Raw genomic sequence first — 16,405 nt, forward strand, 5'->3', positions numbered from 1 at the left:
GAGCAAGCGCCCCTGCCGGGCAGGGGGCGATGCAGCACCGGAAACCCCGCGCCATCGCGCAGGATGATCCCCGCCGGGCAGGCGCGGCAGGATCTCGGCGCGGCCGCGCCCGCGCAGCAGCGCCCCGGCGTGAGGATCCTGATTGGCTAGAGAGGGGCGCAGTCCCGACGACATTTCGGCCTCGTTGCTCGTTGCCGTCATCATCACGCGGCGGTGATCATATACCTTGACTTAGGTTAGGCTGGGCCATTTTCGCGCTCCCGCGGCTTTCGCCCGCGCCCCTGGCGTGTCATAACGCCGCCAAGGAGAGTGCCGCCGATGAAACCCGATGCCGACCGGATCGCCCGGAAATCCCTGCTTCTGGGCAATGTGCCAAGACTGGCGCAGGATCTGATCCTGACCACGGCGCGCGAGCGCAGCTTCGATCGCGGCGCGACGATCTTTTTGCAGGGCGAACCGGCCAGCGCCGTCTATGTGGTGATCGAGGGTTGGGTGAAGCTGTATCGCGTTGCGCCGAACGGCTCGGAGGCGGTGGTGGGCGTCTTCACCCGTGGCGATAGTTTCGGCGAGGCGGTGGCCTTCACCGGCGACGCCTATCCGGTTTCGGCAGAGGCCGCGACCGATGTCGTGCTGGTGCGGATCGAGACGGCGGAAATCCTGCGGCTGATCGAACGGCAGCCCGGGCTTGCGGTGTCGCTGCTGGCGGCGACCTTCGCGCATCTGCATCGGCTGGTCGGGCAGATCGAGCAGCTGAAGGCGCGGTCGGGGGCGCAGCGCGTGGCGGAATTCCTGCTGGAACATGTGAGTGAAGAGCGCGGCCCCTGTGCGGTCGTGCTGCCCTATGACAAGGTGCTGATCGCCGGGCGTCTGGGGATGAAGCCTGAAAGCCTTAGCCGCGCCTTTGCCCGGCTGCGCGAAAAGGGCGTGCAGGTGCGCCAGTCGGTGGCGGAAATCGAGGATGTGGCGGTGCTTCGCGACTATGTCGAGGAAGATCCGGGCCAGTCCTGGGCGCGCTAGGCCGCGATCAGCGCCAGGGCAGAGGCCAGAGCCAGGAAGACCGTCAGGCCAAGGCTGAAACCGCGCGCGACCGCGGGCACGCGGACAAGCTGCAGGTAGCGGCGCAGGATCAGCTCGGCCTTGGTCCAGGCCAGCGCCAGCACGGCCAGCGCAAAAGCCCGGCCGGTCAGGCCCGAGGCGGCCAGCGCGGTGGAGGCGAGCGACGCCGCGATCAGCGCGGCCCAGGTGCGGGTCGGGCTCATAGCAGATAGATCACCGAGAAAAGCAGCACCCAGACCAGATCGACCATGTGCCAGAAGGCGACCCCGGTTTCGACCGCGCGGGGGCGGGCGAGGCTGGCCACCAGCGCCAGCACCAGGATGCCCGCCACGACATGGGCGGCGTGAAAGCCCGTGAGCAGCAGATGGAAGGTGAAGAAGGGATGCGTCTCGTCGCCGATGCCCCGGGCGAAAAGATCCCTGTATTCCGAGGCCTTGAGGATCAGGAAAACGACGCCCATGGCCGAGGCCGCGGCAAGGCAGAGCCGCAACCGCAGGACCCGTCCGGCCTCGGCCGCCTGCACCCCAAGCGCCGCCAGCCAGCCCGAGGTGACAAGAACGATCGTGTTCACCCCCGCCCCGGTGCGGTGCAGCTGGTCTTGCGCCAGGCCAAAGCCGGCGGGATCGGTCAGCCGGACCGCCAGAAAGGCCAGCAATCCGGCGCCGAAAACCAGCAGTTCCGAGACGATCAGAACCCAGATCATCAGATCGCCCGGAAGATCGTCGAAAGCGTCGGTATCGCTCATGCGCCCACCAGATGGCGCCAGATTTCCGGCAGGGCGGCGGTCAGATGGTCGGCATGGGGGATCACCGCGAAACCGCCCTGACCGAAGATGCGGGCAAAGGAGGCTTTCGCCTCGCGCTCGACGGTGATGCCGAAGACCGATTGCCCGCTCCTTCGCGCCTCGTGCACGGCCATGCGGCTGTCCTCCAGCCCGTGGCGGCCCTCGTAATGGTCAAGGTCGTTCGGTTTGCCGTCGGTGATCACCAGCAAAAGCCGCCGCTTGCGCCCCTGCGCGGCAAGGCCCGCCGAGGCATGGCGGAGGGCAGCGCCCAGACGGGTGTAGAAACCGGGGCGAAGACCGGCGATCCGGGCCTCGACCGCGGGCCCCATCTTTTCGCCGAAGCCCTTGCAGGACAGCAGAAAAACCCGATCGCGCCGGAGCGAGGAAAAGGCCTGGATCGCAACATCGTCGCCCGTCGCGTCCAGCCCCCAGGCCAGCGCCGCCAGCGCCTCGCGTTCGATGTCGATCACCGCCCGGCCCGAAACCGCGCTTTCGGTCGAGCGCGAAACATCGAGCAGGATCGACACCGCCAGATCGCGACGCTCTGGCCGCGATTGCTTCCACAGCCGGGCGCTGGCCGTGCCGGTCGCACGCAGGTCGGTCGCGGCGCGGACGGTGGCTTCAAGGTCGATCTCCTCGCCGTCGAGATGCCCGGCGGTGAATATCCGCCCGGGCCGCAGCGCCTCGAATTGCGCGCGCACGGCGCGGAGGCGGCGGGCGCTGGCGGGATCGGTGCGGAAGGCGGGCAGACCGGGGCCGGGCGCGGCCTCACTGGCCAGCACGACGCAATGCGCGGGCAGGTAGCGGCCGGACCGCGCCTCCCATTCCGGGTAAAGATGGCGGCCCGACAGCCGTTCCCGGGCGGCATCTTCGGGGGCCAGATCCAGATGCAGCTTCAGCCGGGTGGCGGGGGCTTTCGAGATCTGCCCAAGCCCGAGTTCCTCCTGATCCTCGGCGGCCTTTTTCGCATCGTCATTCTCGTCATCCTCGACGCGGCGGTTGAGGTTGAGAAATTCCGCCCAGGACAGGATCGCTTCGAACTTGTGCAGGATGAAACTGTCGTTCCGTTCCGCCTGATCGGATTTGTGGCGCCGGGCGCGGTGGGTTTTTTCCTCGCCGCTCGTCGCCTCCTCGGCCGGGGCGGCGTCGCGGGTTTCGACGCCCGATCCGTCCGAGAGCATGAGCGGGCGCAGATCGGGCCAAAGCACCACCGGCCGCGCCGGGCGATAGCCGCGCGGGGCCTTCGCAGGCAGATCATCGGCCAAAGCGGGCAGGGGGGAGGTGTCTCCCAATTCCGCCCGGATCAGCGCCTCGAGCGCGGCTTCGACCGGCGGCAGGGCAGGGCGGGGACGGGCGGCAAGGGTGGCGGCGCAGAGATCGGCGTAAAGCGGCGCAAGGCCCGGGGCCTCGGAAAGCGTCGCCGCGACCATCGCCCGGGCGGTCGCAAGCCGCGCCAGATCGGCGGCCAGGGGATCTGTGGGCGGGGCTTGCGGTTCGGGTGCCAGCGCGGCGCAGGCGGCAAGCCAAAGGTAAATGGCGGCGTTCGCCTCCCGCGCCGGAAACAGGGCAAGCGTTGCAGGCAAGCGCAGCGCCTCGCCATCGAAAGAGGCGCGGGGGGTGACTTCGGCTTCGGTCCCCAGACGGCGGCGAAACGAAAGCCGGTGACGGCTGGTTTCCTCGGTCACCGGCTTGATCTCGGTCGCGGAGGGTCCGCCCAGACCGCGATAGAGGATGGCCAGCCGCCCGGAAATCTCGGCCAGATCGACCCGGGCCGCGTTATGCGTCACCGGCGCGTCGAGCCGCGAGGCAAAGCGGTGCCAGAGCTTGCCGACGCTTTCCTCGGGTTCCCAGGGTTCAAACTCGATCTGGCCCATGGCGTTACCCGAAGACCGCGGCGACAAGATCGCGCAAGCCGCGTTTCACATCCGCATCATCCGACAAAGGCTCGATCATCGCCGCCTCGATCGCGCGCGCGACCCCCATGCCCTGAGCGATCAGCGTCGCGGCATAGACGACGAGGCGGGTCGAGACGCCCTCTTCCAGATCCTGCCCCTTGAGGCCGCGCAGCTTGCCTGCCAGCCGCACAAGGCTGGCGCAGCGATCCTCGGGCAGACCGGATTCCCGGGCGACGATCCGGGTTTCCTGCGCGGGGGCGGGAAAGTCGAAATCCAGCGCCACGAACCGTTGCCGCGTCGAGGGTTTCAACGTTTTCAACACGTTCTGATAGCCGGGGTTGTAAGAGGCCACCAGCATGAAACCCGGGGCGGCCTGTAACTCCTCGCCGGTGCGGTCAATGGGCAGGATGCGGCGGTCGTCGGTCAAGGGATGCAGGACCACGGTCACATCCTTGCGGGCCTCGACCACCTCATCCAGATAGCAGATCGCCCCTTCGCGCACCGCCCGCGTCAGCGGGCCATCGACCCAGACGGTCTCGCCGCCCTTGAGGAGATAGCGCCCGATCAGATCGGCCGCCGAGAGGTCATCGTGACAGGCGACGGTGTAAAGCGGACGGCCAAGCCGCGCCGCCATATGGGCGACGAAGCGGGTCTTGCCGACGCCGGTCGGGCCTTTCAGCAGCACCGGCAGATCGGCGGTCGCGGCGGCGGCGAAGACCGTGCATTCATCGCCCTGCGGCAGGTAGAAGGGGGCCGAAGCCGCCCCCTCCAGATCGGTGACAAGAGCGTTCATCGCGCGCCCTCCGCCGAACCCGCCACGATTTCGCGGCGCGGCATCGCCAGCGCGTAGATGAAGAGACCCGCGCCCAGCACCACCGCCACGCCCGAGCCAAAGCGCATGACGTAAAAGAGCCAGAGCTGGTCCTGCACTTCCATGTAGCTCATGCCCATCACGCGCTGCAGATGCGTCTGCACCGTGCCCGCGAAAGTCAGCGTGAAGGTCATGAACACCATGCCGCCCGACATCAGCCAGAACGAGGCCATGTTGAGCACCTGATTATAGGGGTCACGCCCGCGCAGCATCGGGAAAGCATAGGACATGATCGCCAGGTTCAGCGAGACATAGGCGCCGAAGAAGGCCAGATGCCCATGGGCGGCGGTGATCTGCGTGCCGTGGGTGTAGTAGTTCACCCCGTGCAGCGTGTGCAGGAACCCCCAGACCCCGGCGCCGAAAAAGGCGAGCGTGGCGCAGCCAAGGCTCCACAGCAGCGCGGCCTTGTTGGGGTGATCGCGGCGGCCCTTCCAGACCATGACGAAGGCGAAAGCCATCATCGCGAAGAACGGCCCCACTTCCAGCGAGGAGAAGATCGAGCCGATCCACTGCCAATAGCCCGGCGTGCCGATCCAGTAATAATGGTGCCCGGTGCCCAGGATGCCCGAAAACAGCGCAAGGGCGACGATGACATACAGCCATTTCTCCACCACCTCGCGATCGACGCCGGTCAGTTTCAGCATCAGATAGCCCAGGATCGCGGCCATGATCAGTTCCCACACGCCCTCGACCCACAGATGGACGACATACCACCAGTATTGCTTGTCAAGGCTGAGGTTCGACGGGTTGTAAAAGGCGAAGAGGAACAGCAGCGCCAGACCCCAGAGGCCCAGAAGCAGGATGTTGGTGATCGCGGTCTTGCGCCCCTTCAGCACCGTCATCGAGACGTTGAAAAGGAAGATCAGCGCCGCGACCACGATGCCGCCCTTGACCCAAAGCGGCTGTTCCAGGAACTCGCGCCCGTCCTTGCCCAGCAGGATGTTGCCTTCGAACAGGTTGAACGTGTAGGTGATCACCGCGCCCAAAGTGCCGACAACCAGGATGGCGAGCTGCAGATAGGCGAGGAAGGGGGAATGGATTTCCCGTTCCGATTCCTCGGGGATCAGGAAATAGGCGGCGCCGAAGAAGCCAAGGATCAGCCAGACGATCAGCGCATTGGTGTGCAGCATCCGGCCGATGTTGAAGGGCAGAAGCTCCGACAGGAAATTCGGCTGCACATAGATCCAGCCGATGGCGAGCCCCATCAGCACCTGAATGGCGAACAGGCCAAGGGCCGTGCCCATGTAGGCCAGAGCGATCTTTTGTGTTTGATATTTCATGGTCTTTCCTCCTCAGCCCGCGTCATTCGGCGGCCAGCCCTGGGTGTCGACGCTGTCGACCCAAAGCAGGAAATCGGCGAGATTTTGGAATTGTTCGTCGGTCAGCGTAAAATGCGGCATCTGCCGCCGCCCCTCGATGCCCGAGGGCATCGCGCCCATCCAGGCTGCCAGCGCCTCTTTCGCGCCCGCGTGATCGCCCGGTTCGATCCCCCAGCGCGTCATCACATTCGACAGTTCCGGAGCGAAATAGGCGCCTTCTCCCATGATCGTGTGGCAGTTGATGCAGGCCTTGTGTTCCCAGATCCGCTTGCCCGCCGCGACCGAGGGGGTCAGCGTAGCGGCATTCGTCGAGGTGGTGACGATGTAGCGGTGACTCTGGGCCGAGAGGCCCAGAAAGATCGCGATGAAGAACAGTGATCCGCCATAAAATATGTTGCGGGCCATGCTTTTGGTCATGGTTTCGCGCATTGCGCCGTCCCTTCGGAGGTTTCTTGGGTGGCTTCACCAAGCCAGCCGGAGCGCGGGTTCGCCTTAACGAAAGTCAAACACTCAGGAATGCGCGCGCGGACCCAGCAGCAGGGGCGCAAGCGCGATCAGGATCAGCACGAAGGCCAGCGCCCAAAGCGTCGCCGCAAGGATCGTGCCGGGGGTGTAAAGCGCCAGCGGCACGACGGCGGCGGCCCAGCGAAGCAGCGCGGCCAGGGGGATCAGCACATAGGCCAGCACGACGGGGAAGGGGGCGACCAGCGGGCGGCCAGTATGGCCGAGCGTGGCGCGGCTCATCACCGCGCTGACCATCGTGCCGATGCCGCCGATGGCGGAAAAATGCAGCGCGCCGATCTCGGACCCGATGCCGAAGGCGGCCAGCCCCTGCAGCAGCGCGCCCAGCCCCACCAGCGCCATCGCCGCATGCAGGACGGCCAGGATCGGTTCCCCCCGCACCGCCCAGCCCTGCCATCGCGCGATGCGGATCAGCTGGGCCGCGCCAAGGGTCAGTTCCGCGGTGCCGATCACCGGATCCGGCAGGCCCAGGGTGATCGCCAGCGCGGCGGCGATCGCGGCGCCGATTGCCAGCCTGTCGGCCGGCGCGAAGCTGACCGGCAGGCCCGGGGCCCGGGGCTTGCCCAGATCCGGGGCCGCACCCGCCAGCATCGCCCGACGCGCCAGCGCGTTGCGGGTGAAGGCCGGGGTGATCCGCCCGCCGATGATGACGATCAGCGCGATCAGCGTCGCCAGCGCCCCGTGCAGCCCCGCGACGGCATCGCCGAGCGGCCAGCCGAGCAAATCCAGCAGCACCCGCAGCTGCGCCCCCCAGATCAGCGCCACGGCGCCCAGCACCAGCAGATTGGCCGGTTTCGGCGCCGCCCGCAGCATCAGCCAGATCCGCCCGGCAAGCACCGGCAGGAAGGCCAGCGCGAGCCCGGCGGCCAGCGGCGCGGGCAGCGCTCCCCAAAACCACATCCCGACCCGTCCGGCTAGCCACAGCCCCCCGGCCAGGATCAGGAACCGCGGCCCGGCCGGGGCGGCGCCGGTCCAGTTCGGCACCGCCGTCAGCAGGAACCCCGCCGTCGCCGCCGCGCCGAAGCCGAAGATCATCTCGTGACCATGCCACCATTGCGGCACCAGATCGGCGGGCAGCTCCATCATGCCGCCAAGCGCATGCACCGCAAGCCACAGCCCCCAGACCAGCATCGCCACCGTGCCCCAGACGGCGGAGAGCAGGAAAAACAGACGGAAGCCTTCGGAGAAAAGGCGTTTGAGGGCGGTCATGACAGGTCCTTTCGCGATCTGTGCGCAGCTTGGCGCAAAGCGCGTCGGTCCCCTTGATGAAAGTCAAGGAAGGCCCGCGGGCGTCGGGGGATCACGGAAACGGGAAAGGCAATGGAGGCCTTGATGACGACATCTTCCCGCACCACCCCCCCGGCCGCGATCCCCGGGCGCCTGCCGCGCCTGTCCCGCCTCGGGCTGCTGCTTTATCCCTTCGTCACCGCGGCGGTGGCGATCAATCTGTTCATGCTGGGTCTGATGGGGCAGGCGCTCGGCTTTACCGCGCTGTCGCCGACGGCGGCGCTGCTTTGGGCGCTGCCGCTTGGCCTGCATGCCAGCGTGCTGGCCGCGCGCTGGGTCCGAAGCCTGCTTGTCGAGGCCGGCGGGATCTGACGCCGCCCCGGATAACCGGGGCGGCAAGGGGGCTCAGGACAGGGCCCGTTTCAGCGCCGGAACGTGGCGCAGCAGCAGCGCATCGAGCGCCAGTACCGCAAGGATCGCCGCGCCACCCAGCGGAAAGGCCAACCCGACCAGCGCCGCGACGACAAGCCCGCCGATCCAGAGCCGCGCCTGCGGCCCGCGCGGCGGCGCGGCCAGACGCCCGGCCGCAACCGGACGACGCTTCCACCACAGTACCACGCCCGCCACGCAGGATAGCACCAGACCGGCGCAGATCAGCAGGTTCAACGCGACGCTCCACCAGCCCAGCTGCCCCTCGTGCAAGGCGATTCCCACCGCCATCATCTTGCCCATCAGCGGGTAATCGGCAAAGCGCACATCGGCCAGCACCTTGCCGGTATACTGGTCAAGATGCACGGTGCGGTCGCTGGTCGGGTTCGGGCTGTCATAGCTTTGCGAATCGCGCGACAGCGTCCAGACCCCGGTCGCATCGGCGGGCGCCGAAACCTGCACCCGCGCGTCAAAGCCCAGGGCCCGGGCGCCCGCCATCACCGTCTCGAAGGTGACCGGCGTGCCCGGCGGCAGGAGTTGCACCCCCGCCTGCGAGCCCGAAGCGGGCAGCGGCACCAGTTCCAGCACCCAGGGCACCTCTTCCTGCGCGCTGTGGTTCATCGCGGCATGGGTGGCGTCCGAAAGCGGCACCGCATCCCATTTCGCGGCCGGAAAGCTGGACCAGGGCTGCACGATCCTGCCGCCCCAGACGCCGGTCCAGCTCATGCCGGTGAGCAGGAAAAACGCCAAAAACAGCGCGACCCAGACCCCGGTCGTCACATGCAGCGACTTCCAGAAGCTGCGCCCCCGCGCGGCCAGATCGGGCACCAGCACCGCGCGCCAGCCTTGGCCCTGCCGCGGCCAGGCCAGATAGAGCCCGCTGGCCAGCATCATCACCGCAAGGCTGGCGGCGATTTCCACCAGCGCATCCCCCGGCCCGCCGTTGCCGCCCCAGAGCAGCTCGCCATGCAGGTTGGTCAGCCAGTCGTTCCAGGTGCCCGCCTCGGGACGATCCGACAGCACCGCGCCCGAATAGGGATCGACGGCCAGCATCCGCGCCGTCTCGCCGTCCTGCACCCGCACGATCGCCGGGGTCCGGTCGTCGCGCGGGGCGATGTATTTGTCGGCCCGGCTGCCCGGATGCGCGGCCTCGGCGGCGGAGATCTGCGCGCCGACGCCCAAGGCCTGCGCTGCGGGGGCAATGGCGATGCGGTCGCCATATTCCGAATCGATGGCGGTGAACCACACCATCAGCGCCCCGGTGACGGCAAGCATCAGCAGGAAGGGAACGACGTAAAGCCCGGCGTAGAAATGCCAGCGCCAGGCGGTGAAGTAAAAGCTGTTCAGGCGCGGTTGCGCCTCGGGGGGCGTGGCCCCCGGCGGTAGATCGGTCATGATGTCTCCTGTGAAAGTCGTGCGGTCCGGTCAGGTCACGACAGTCACGGGGGGGCCGGTGGCGGGCGGCAGGCCGGTCACATGGCCGTCGCGCAGGATTGTCGGGGGCGGCTCGATCCGGATGGCCCGCGCCGTCCGCACAGGCAGCGGCAAGCCCGAGGGCAGCGCGGCACCCGGCGCCGCCAGATGGCAGCAGGCCCAGTTGCAATGCCGGTCATCGGGCGCGGGCAGCGGCGGAAGCGGCTTTCCGGTGCCAAGATCAAGGATCACCGACACCGGGCCATGGCCCGAGCACAGCACGATCTCGAGCGTGCCCGCGGCCGAGCGCAGCGGCAGCACCGAGGGCGGCAGCAGCGCAGCCAGAACAAGCCCGAGAACGAGCGTCCAGACGGCGAGCCGGTCAAGCCCTTTCGATGCCAGTGCTTTCATATCCTTCGCAGTAGTCATGCCACCGTCATGCGTCAATATGGCGCAGACCGGATCAGGCCAGATGTTCTACACGCGCCCCCGGAAACCGGGTCACGGCCTGCAGGATCGTCTCGGCCTGCGGCATCAGACAGGCCGCGGTCGACAGCGCATCGGCCAGACCGGCCTCGGGCGCGGTGATCGTGACCAGCTTCCAGCCCGCGGCGGCCGGGCGGCCGGTGCCCGGATGCAGGATGTGACCGACCCGCCCGGCACTGTCGAAGGTCGTTCCAAGCGCCGAGGAACTGGCCAGCGCGCGATCCTGCAAGGCGACCTGTCCGCCTGCGGCCAGCGTGACCGGCCAGGGCGTGCCGTCGAGCTGCGGGCCAAGCGCGCGCATCTCGCCGGTGTCGATCAGGATGCGCTCCAGCCCGCGGCCGCGCAAAAGCGCCGCCACCTTGTCGGCGATGAAGCCCTGCGCGATGCCGTTCAGCGTCAGCGCCTGTCCGGGGGCCAGCCGGATCCCGCCGCTGTCGAACCGCACCGAACCCCAGTCAACCCGTTGCAAGGCCGCGGCGATTTCCGCCTCATCCGGGGCAAGACCGGCGCCGAACCGGGTCGCATACAGCGTCCAGAGCGGCTGCACCGTCGGATCGAACAGCCCCGCCGTCGCGGCATGGACCGTTCCCGCCAGCGCCAGACATTCGAGCAGCTCGAAGGGCGGATCCGCCAGCCGGCCGGCCGCATTCAGCCGGCGCAGCGCGCTGTCGGCCCGGGTCAGCGAAAACACCGCCTCCAGCCGGGCGATCTCGGCGGCGGCGGCGGCGGTGATCGCCGCGGCCTCGGGGTGGTCGATCACGATCCGGGCGCGGGCGCCAAGGGCGATCCCCTCCCAGACCCGGCTGGCGGCGGCGAGCGGGCTGGCGGCAAGGGCGGCGATCCCGGCGGAAATGCTCAGAAACCGGCGACGGCTGAAATCGGTCATCACATCCCCCCCTGCATCTTCGCATGGTCGTGTTTCTGCATCCGCGCCCGGTAATCGGCCTCTTCTGCCGCCTGCACCTCGGGCGGGACGGGGGCCAGAACGGTCTCGGGGATCTCGGCCAGCCGCATCAGCTGCCCGCCATATTGGGCGATGAAGGCCCGGGCATCCTCGGTCCGGGCAAAGGGCACGGTTTCGGGCTGATCCATCCCGCCCAGCCGCGTGCTGCCCACCACATAGACGGCCGTGTCGGCAGCGATCCAGGGCAGGCTACCGGGCTTGGCCCAATCGCCCGCGCCCATGTCGGTGACATAGCTGGCCTGCACCACGCCGTCCTTCTCGGGCATCCGCAGATAGGTGACGACATCGCGCACCTGACTGAAGAACAAGGGTTTTCCGGGGTGGGCATCCAGATGCACCTGCGCCTTCGGGCCGCCGTGATCGAGAATGTTCATCTGGCAGAAATAGCCCACCGCCTCGGGTGTCAGCGACACCGGCTGCGGGATCGCGGCCTCCTCGCGGCAGGCGGCCAGCAGGCAGAAGGCAAGGAGGAAGCGTTTCATGGCACGACCTTTTTGAACGAGAGAAGGGCAAGCCCGCCCGAGACGAGGGGCCACAGAAGGACGGAGGCCGCCGATTGCCAGACCGGCACCGCCTGCGCGGCGGCAGCGACCCCGGCGGCGACCGCCGTCGCCTGCGAGGCGGCCAGGTTGTAAAGCCGGAACGCATCGGCCGGATTGGCCAGCAGCGTCAGCGGAAAGACCTGTTTCGTGAAGGTGCCGCCATTGTCGGCCACCACCGCGGCCAGAAGCGCCAGATCATAAAGCACGACAGCCAGCAGCCAGAGCCCGATCGCCAGCCCCGCCGCCCCCGAGGGCCGCCTGGCCCGGGCCGAGATCGCATAGCCAAAGCCAAGGAAGGTGGCCCCCAGCGCGACCGAGGTCCAGATCAGCCGCCAAAGCGCCCCAAGCCCCGCGACCGAGGCCGGATCGAGCAGCACGGCCGCCGCCCCCGCCGCGCCATAGCCCGCCAGCAGCGCCAGCGTCAGGATCGCCAGATGCGCCGCCGCCTTGCCCGCCAGAATCCGCCCGCGCCCGACCGGATAGGTCAGGATGAGCGAGAGCGTGCCGCGTTCGGCCTCGCCCGCCACCGCGTCAAAGGACAGCAACAGCGCGATCAGCGGCACCAGATAGACCGACAGGCTGGTCAGGCTGGCCACCGTCACCGACAGCCGGTCGACGCCCAGACTGCCTGTTGGGCCAGAGCCCGCCGCGGTCAGGATCAGCGCGAAGACCACCATCAGCACGGCGGCGATCGCCAGCCAGCGGTTGCGCGCGGCGATGCGGAATTCGGCTTTCGCAAGCGCAAGAATTGCCGTCATTGCCCGTCCCTCCGGCTGAAATGGCTGTAGATGTCTTCAAGCGAGGGCGGGATCAGGTCGAGATCGGTCACCGCCGCGCCCAGAGCCGCAATACGGCCCAGCCAGGCCAGCTTCTGCCCCTGCGCCACGTTCAGATGGAACTGCGCGCCGACAAGCACCGCCTCGGGCAGGGCAAGGGCGACGGTTTCGCTCTGTCCGAACGCCGGGGTGACCTGCAGCGTCACCGGCAGATCGGCCGCGGTACGCAGACCGGCCAGCGTGCCCGTCGCCACCAGATGCCCGCCCGAGAGGATCACGATCCGGTCGGTCCGCGCCTCCACCTCGGTCAGCGCATGCGACGAGAGCAGGATCGCCGCGCCCTCGGCTGCCAATTCGTCCAGCAGCGCGTAGAAATCCCGCCGTGACACCGGATCAAGCCCGGAGGTCGGCTCATCAAGGATCAGCAGTTTCGGATGCCCGACCAGCGCCTGCGCCAGCCCGACGCGCTGCCGCATGCCCTTGGAATAGGTGCCGATCCGCCGCCGCGCCGCGCCGTGCAGCCCGACCCGGTCCAGCAGATCGCGGGCCTGCCCGGGGTCTTCGCCGCGCAGCGACAGGAACAGCCGGATCTGTTCCTCGCCGGTCAGCGCGGGGTGAAAGGCGACGTTTTCCGGTAGATAGGCCACGCCCGCCCGCGCGATGGCCGATCCCGGCGCGGCGCCCAGCACCGAGACCTGTCCGCCGTCAAAGGGGATCAGGCCCAGGACGATCTTCATCAGCGTGGATTTGCCCGCGCCGTTATGGCCCAAAAGCGCCACCCTTTCGCCGGGTGCGACATCGAAGCTGACGGCACTCAGCGCCGCAACCTCCTGATAGTGCTTAGTGAGCGAGGTCAGTTTCAGCATCTTCTTCGGTGTCTTTCGTCCAGCGGTCGCCCACTTCGGCAGCTGCCGCGGCCAGGTCGGGGGCAAGGGGGATCTCGAGCGGGGCCATCAGGGGATGACTGTCCACGATGCCGCCGGGCAGCGTCGCGGGGAAACTTTGCTGGCTCCAGCGGATCAGCTGCACCGCGGGCGCGCCGATCAGCAGCCCGGCCGCGGGTTGCGACCACAGGATATGGTCCATCAGGTCATTCGGCCGGAACGCCTGATCGGCAAAGCCGTCGCCGTTCAGATCGAAGGCGGCAAGATCGGACCAGAAATTGCCGCGCCCGTCCAAGCTCCATTCCAGATCGCGGGTGCCGACATATTTCACCTGATTGCGGTTGCCCACAAAGGCATTGCCGGTCACCGCATTCCGTGCCGATCCGGCGGTGTAGTGGATGCCGATGTCGCAGCCCTGAAAGCGGTTCTCCGCGATCAGGTTCTTGTTCGCGTCGTAAAGAAAGGTGCATTTCGCCGCGCCGATGACCAGATTGCCAATCACGTCGGCATCGTTCGTCGAATTCAGCATCACCCCGTGGTCGCGATCCATCAGCGAGATATTGCCCGTCACCTGCACCCGGCGCGAATACATCATCGCAAAGCCAAGGTGGTTGCCGATCGAGATATTGTCCTCGACCACGCTGTCATTCGTATACATGTAGTGGATGGCAAAGCGCAGATCGCGAAAGGTGTTGCGCCGGTAGATGTCCTTCTTCGAGGCATTGGAAAAGATGCCGTCGCGGCCCCAGCGGACCTCGTTGTCCTCGATCAGCACGCCGGGCGCGTTCCAGACGTAAAAGCCGTTGCCGCGGGCGATCATGTGAGCATCTTGCCGCCCAAGGACGGTGTTGCGCCGCGCCGTGCCGTCGATGGCGCCGTGAAAGTCGATCCCGTGCAGGTTGTCGCGCAAGAGGTTGTCCTCGATCAGCGTGCGGGCCACGCCCTTGACCACCTTGATGCCGGCGTCGATCTCCTCGTTGCGGAGGCCCGAGTTCTGCACGGTCAGCTCGCGCAGGGTGACGTCATCGGCGGTCACCGTCAGCACCGTGCCGCGGCCGCCGCCGTCGATCACCGCCAAGCCCTGCCCGTCAAGCGTCAGGGATTTGTCGATGACGGCGGGGCCATAGGACCCCGCCGCCAGTTGCAGCTCGTCGCCCGGGCGGGCCGTGGCGATCGCGCCTTGCAGGGCAGCCTTGCCCGGGAACACCATGACCGTCTCGGCCTGCAAGGGGCAGGCGAGCAGGGTCAGGAGGAGAGCGAGACAGGGCAGCCGCATCGCTTACGCCTTCGGACGCACGAACATCCGGCCGCGCATTTCCATGTGCAGCGCGTGGCAGAACCACTGGCAGTAATACCAGTAGACGCCCGGATTGGCGGCGACGAAGGTGACCGAAGAGGTCGCCTGCGGCCCGACCTCCATCGCGACGCCATGGCCGCCCATGGTGAACCCATGTGTCAGGTCGTCGATGTCATCGAGGTTGGTGATGACCATGGTCACCTCGTCGCCCTCGTTCACCTCGAAGCTTTCCATCGCATAGTTCGGCGCCACGGCCGACATGTAGACGCGGACCTTGGTCGGATCGGCCTTGTCGCGGATGACAAAGGCCTGTTCGTCATCGAGATCGACGCCATCGGCCTCGGCCTGTTTGCGGGTCTCGGCCCAGAACGGGTCGTTGCGGTCCCAGATCGATTTGATGTTCGTCATCTTCGAGGCATGCACGGCAATCGCGTCATGCGGTTCGGCGAAGTTCGGCCCGTCGTGCACGACCTTCATCTTGTCGCCCGAAATGTCGATCAGCTGATCGTTTTCCGGCTTCAGCGGCCCGACGTTCAGGAACCGGTCCTTGGAGAATTTGCACAGGCAGACCAGCCACTTGCCATCGGCCTCGAGGGTTTCGCCCATCGAGGTCTTGAGGTGGCCCGGCTGATATTGCACGTCGCATTTGTCGAGGATCGGATCGACCTTTTCGCCCGCGTAAAGCTGCTTGGCCAGATCGATGTTCCATTTCACCACCTGGCTGTCGAGGAAGAGCGAGGTATAGACGTTGCCCTTGCCGTCAAAGGCGTTGTGCAGCGGCCCAAGCCCCAGTTCCGGTTCCGCCACGACAACCGAGCGCGGATCGACATCCGAGGCAAACAGCGTGTCCAGCTTCGTGACGTCGATCACCGTGACGGTGGGCGAGAGCTTGCCGCCGATGCACAGGTGCACCTTGTCGGGGGCCATGTTGCAGCCATGCGGGTTGTTCGCCACCGGGATGTAGCGGGTGTAGTTCTTGTTCGAGCCCTTGCGGCCGTCGATCACCTTGACGCCGTTCAGTTCCTGATAGTCGCCCGCCGCGATGCCCTTTTCGATCTCGGCGATGTTGAAGACAACGACATGGTCCATGTCCGAGGCGGTCATCTCGGCGGTGTTCATGCCCATTTCGCTGTTGTAGCTGGTCGAGAACGCCCATTTGCCTTCGTAATCGGCGTCGCAATTGTCGAGGTTGCCGGAAACGATCACCTGCCAGGCGACATCCCATTTGTCGGCATCGACCGCGGTGAAGATGTTCACGTAAGTGCCCACGTCGTCCATCGTTACGCCATCATTGGCGAGCGGCGTTTCATCCTCGCCGTTGCAGAAGACGTAATTCGAGCGCGGCCATTTTTGCGGCCGCAGCCCGTGGATCGCATGGGCGTTCGGGATTTCGAGGATCGCGTCGCATTTCATCACGTCGCAGCGCACCCGAGCGACGCGGGTATTCGCCTTGTCGTTCATGAAGAGGAAGCGGCCGTCATATTTGCCCTCGGTGAAGGACATGTGGACGTGGTGCAGATCGCCCTGATCGTGGATCTTCTTGCCGTTGGCAGCCAGGAATTTCTTCGTGTCTTCGGTCATCGACCGCTGATGCACACGCAGCGATTCGTTCGTCTGGCCCCAGCCGGTGGCCGAGCAGCGGTTGAACACCGGAACCCGCATCAGCTCGCGCATCGAGGGCACGCCGAGAATGCGCATCTCGCCCGACTGGCCCGAGGACCAGAAGCCGTAATATTCGTCCAGCTGGCCCGGATGCACTTCGAAGCCGCCACTGGCGCCTTCGGCCTGCGCCGTGGTGGCCAGCGTCGCCGCGCCGATCCCGGTGCCAAGCGCCAGACGGCCGGCAAGCCCGCCCGCCAGCGCCGCGCCGCCCGCGGTCGCGCCCAGAAGCATCCTGCGGCTGATGCCGGCTCTGGTTTCCTCGGTCATGGTCGAACTCC

17 protein-coding genes are annotated in these 16,405 nt (G+C 67.1%); 2 read left to right on the plus strand and 15 right to left on the minus strand.

Annotated elements, in window-relative coordinates:
- Positions 1-318 precede the first annotated feature (318 nt).
- Positions 319-1,017, plus strand: a complete 699-nt coding sequence (locus AC4PTB_RS19340; RefSeq protein WP_492192911.1) for a Crp/Fnr family transcriptional regulator — start codon at positions 319-321, stop codon at positions 1,015-1,017.
- Here the strand turns inward: AC4PTB_RS19340 and AC4PTB_RS19345 are convergent.
- The 7 genes from AC4PTB_RS19345 to AC4PTB_RS19375 form a co-directional block, all read right to left on the minus strand.
- Positions 1,014-1,259 carry a hypothetical protein gene (locus tag AC4PTB_RS19345; RefSeq protein ID WP_492192912.1) on the minus strand — a complete coding sequence of 82 codons (246 nt, stop codon included), beginning with the start codon at positions 1,257-1,259 and terminating at the stop codon, positions 1,014-1,016. The genes AC4PTB_RS19340 and AC4PTB_RS19345 overlap by 4 nt on opposite strands.
- A complete protein-coding gene (locus tag AC4PTB_RS19350) occupies positions 1,256-1,801 on the minus strand; it encodes a cytochrome c oxidase subunit 3 (RefSeq protein WP_492192913.1) in 546 nt (181 codons plus the stop codon). Before AC4PTB_RS19350 ends, AC4PTB_RS19345 begins: the two co-directional genes overlap by 4 nt.
- The gene (locus tag AC4PTB_RS19355; RefSeq protein WP_492192914.1) at positions 1,798-3,714 is read right to left on the minus strand and encodes a nitric oxide reductase activation protein NorD; all 1,917 of its coding nucleotides are present in this window, start codon (positions 3,712-3,714) and stop codon (positions 1,798-1,800) included. The genes AC4PTB_RS19350 and AC4PTB_RS19355 overlap by 4 nt, the downstream gene beginning before the upstream one ends.
- A 4-nt stretch (positions 3,715-3,718) precedes the next feature.
- Positions 3,719-4,528: a CbbQ/NirQ/NorQ/GpvN family protein gene (locus AC4PTB_RS19360; protein WP_492192915.1), complete on the minus strand. Its 810-nt coding sequence runs from the start codon at positions 4,526-4,528 to the stop codon at positions 3,719-3,721.
- On the minus strand, positions 4,525-5,886 hold the full coding sequence (locus AC4PTB_RS19365; RefSeq protein WP_492192916.1) for a cbb3-type cytochrome c oxidase subunit I: 1,362 nt from the start codon (positions 5,884-5,886) through the stop codon (positions 4,525-4,527). The genes AC4PTB_RS19360 and AC4PTB_RS19365 overlap by 4 nt, the downstream gene beginning before the upstream one ends.
- 12 nt (positions 5,887-5,898) lie before the next feature.
- Entirely contained in the window at positions 5,899-6,354 is a 456-nt protein-coding gene (locus AC4PTB_RS19370) for a c-type cytochrome (RefSeq protein ID WP_492192917.1), read from the minus strand.
- 81 nt (positions 6,355-6,435) lie between these two features.
- Positions 6,436-7,656, minus strand: a complete 1,221-nt coding sequence (locus AC4PTB_RS19375; RefSeq protein WP_492192918.1) for an NnrS family protein — start codon at positions 7,654-7,656, stop codon at positions 6,436-6,438.
- A 123-nt stretch (positions 7,657-7,779) separates the two neighbouring features.
- Between AC4PTB_RS19375 and AC4PTB_RS19380 the strand changes: the two genes are divergently transcribed.
- Positions 7,780-8,046 carry a hypothetical protein gene (locus AC4PTB_RS19380; RefSeq protein WP_492192919.1) on the plus strand — a complete coding sequence of 89 codons (267 nt, stop codon included), beginning with the start codon at positions 7,780-7,782 and terminating at the stop codon, positions 8,044-8,046.
- 33 nt (positions 8,047-8,079) lie between these two features.
- On the opposite strand, the gene AC4PTB_RS19385 is transcribed toward AC4PTB_RS19380, so the two are convergent.
- From AC4PTB_RS19385 to nosZ, 8 genes are read right to left on the minus strand one after another with little or no spacing between them, the layout of a single operon-like run.
- The gene (locus AC4PTB_RS19385; RefSeq protein WP_492192920.1) at positions 8,080-9,498 is read right to left on the minus strand and encodes a PepSY-associated TM helix domain-containing protein; all 1,419 of its coding nucleotides are present in this window, start codon (positions 9,496-9,498) and stop codon (positions 8,080-8,082) included.
- 30 nt (positions 9,499-9,528) lie between these two features.
- Positions 9,529-9,927, minus strand: coding sequence for a hypothetical protein (locus AC4PTB_RS19390; RefSeq protein ID WP_492192921.1), 399 nt, complete (start codon positions 9,925-9,927; stop codon positions 9,529-9,531).
- 52 nt (positions 9,928-9,979) lie between these two features.
- Positions 9,980-10,888: an FAD:protein FMN transferase gene (locus tag AC4PTB_RS19395; RefSeq protein ID WP_492192922.1), complete on the minus strand. Its 909-nt coding sequence runs from the start codon at positions 10,886-10,888 to the stop codon at positions 9,980-9,982.
- Entirely contained in the window at positions 10,888-11,448 is a 561-nt protein-coding gene (locus AC4PTB_RS19400) for a nitrous oxide reductase accessory protein NosL (protein ID WP_492192923.1), read from the minus strand. Before AC4PTB_RS19400 ends, AC4PTB_RS19395 begins: the two co-directional genes overlap by 1 nt.
- Positions 11,445-12,266 carry an ABC transporter permease gene (locus tag AC4PTB_RS19405; RefSeq protein WP_023924827.1) on the minus strand — a complete coding sequence of 274 codons (822 nt, stop codon included), beginning with the start codon at positions 12,264-12,266 and terminating at the stop codon, positions 11,445-11,447. The genes AC4PTB_RS19400 and AC4PTB_RS19405 overlap by 4 nt, the downstream gene beginning before the upstream one ends.
- Positions 12,263-13,150, minus strand: a complete 888-nt coding sequence (locus tag AC4PTB_RS19410; RefSeq protein WP_492192924.1) for an ABC transporter ATP-binding protein — start codon at positions 13,148-13,150, stop codon at positions 12,263-12,265. Before AC4PTB_RS19410 ends, AC4PTB_RS19405 begins: the two co-directional genes overlap by 4 nt.
- Positions 13,125-14,444 carry a nitrous oxide reductase family maturation protein NosD gene (locus AC4PTB_RS19415; RefSeq protein WP_492192925.1) on the minus strand — a complete coding sequence of 440 codons (1,320 nt, stop codon included), beginning with the start codon at positions 14,442-14,444 and terminating at the stop codon, positions 13,125-13,127. The genes AC4PTB_RS19410 and AC4PTB_RS19415 overlap by 26 nt, the downstream gene beginning before the upstream one ends.
- A 3-nt stretch (positions 14,445-14,447) precedes the next feature.
- A complete protein-coding gene (gene nosZ, locus AC4PTB_RS19420; protein ID WP_492192926.1) occupies positions 14,448-16,394 on the minus strand; it encodes a TAT-dependent nitrous-oxide reductase in 1,947 nt (648 codons plus the stop codon).
- Between the last annotated feature and the right edge of the window lie 11 nt (positions 16,395-16,405).

This window comes from Rhodobacter sp. 4.3.4, from assembly GCF_058724655.1.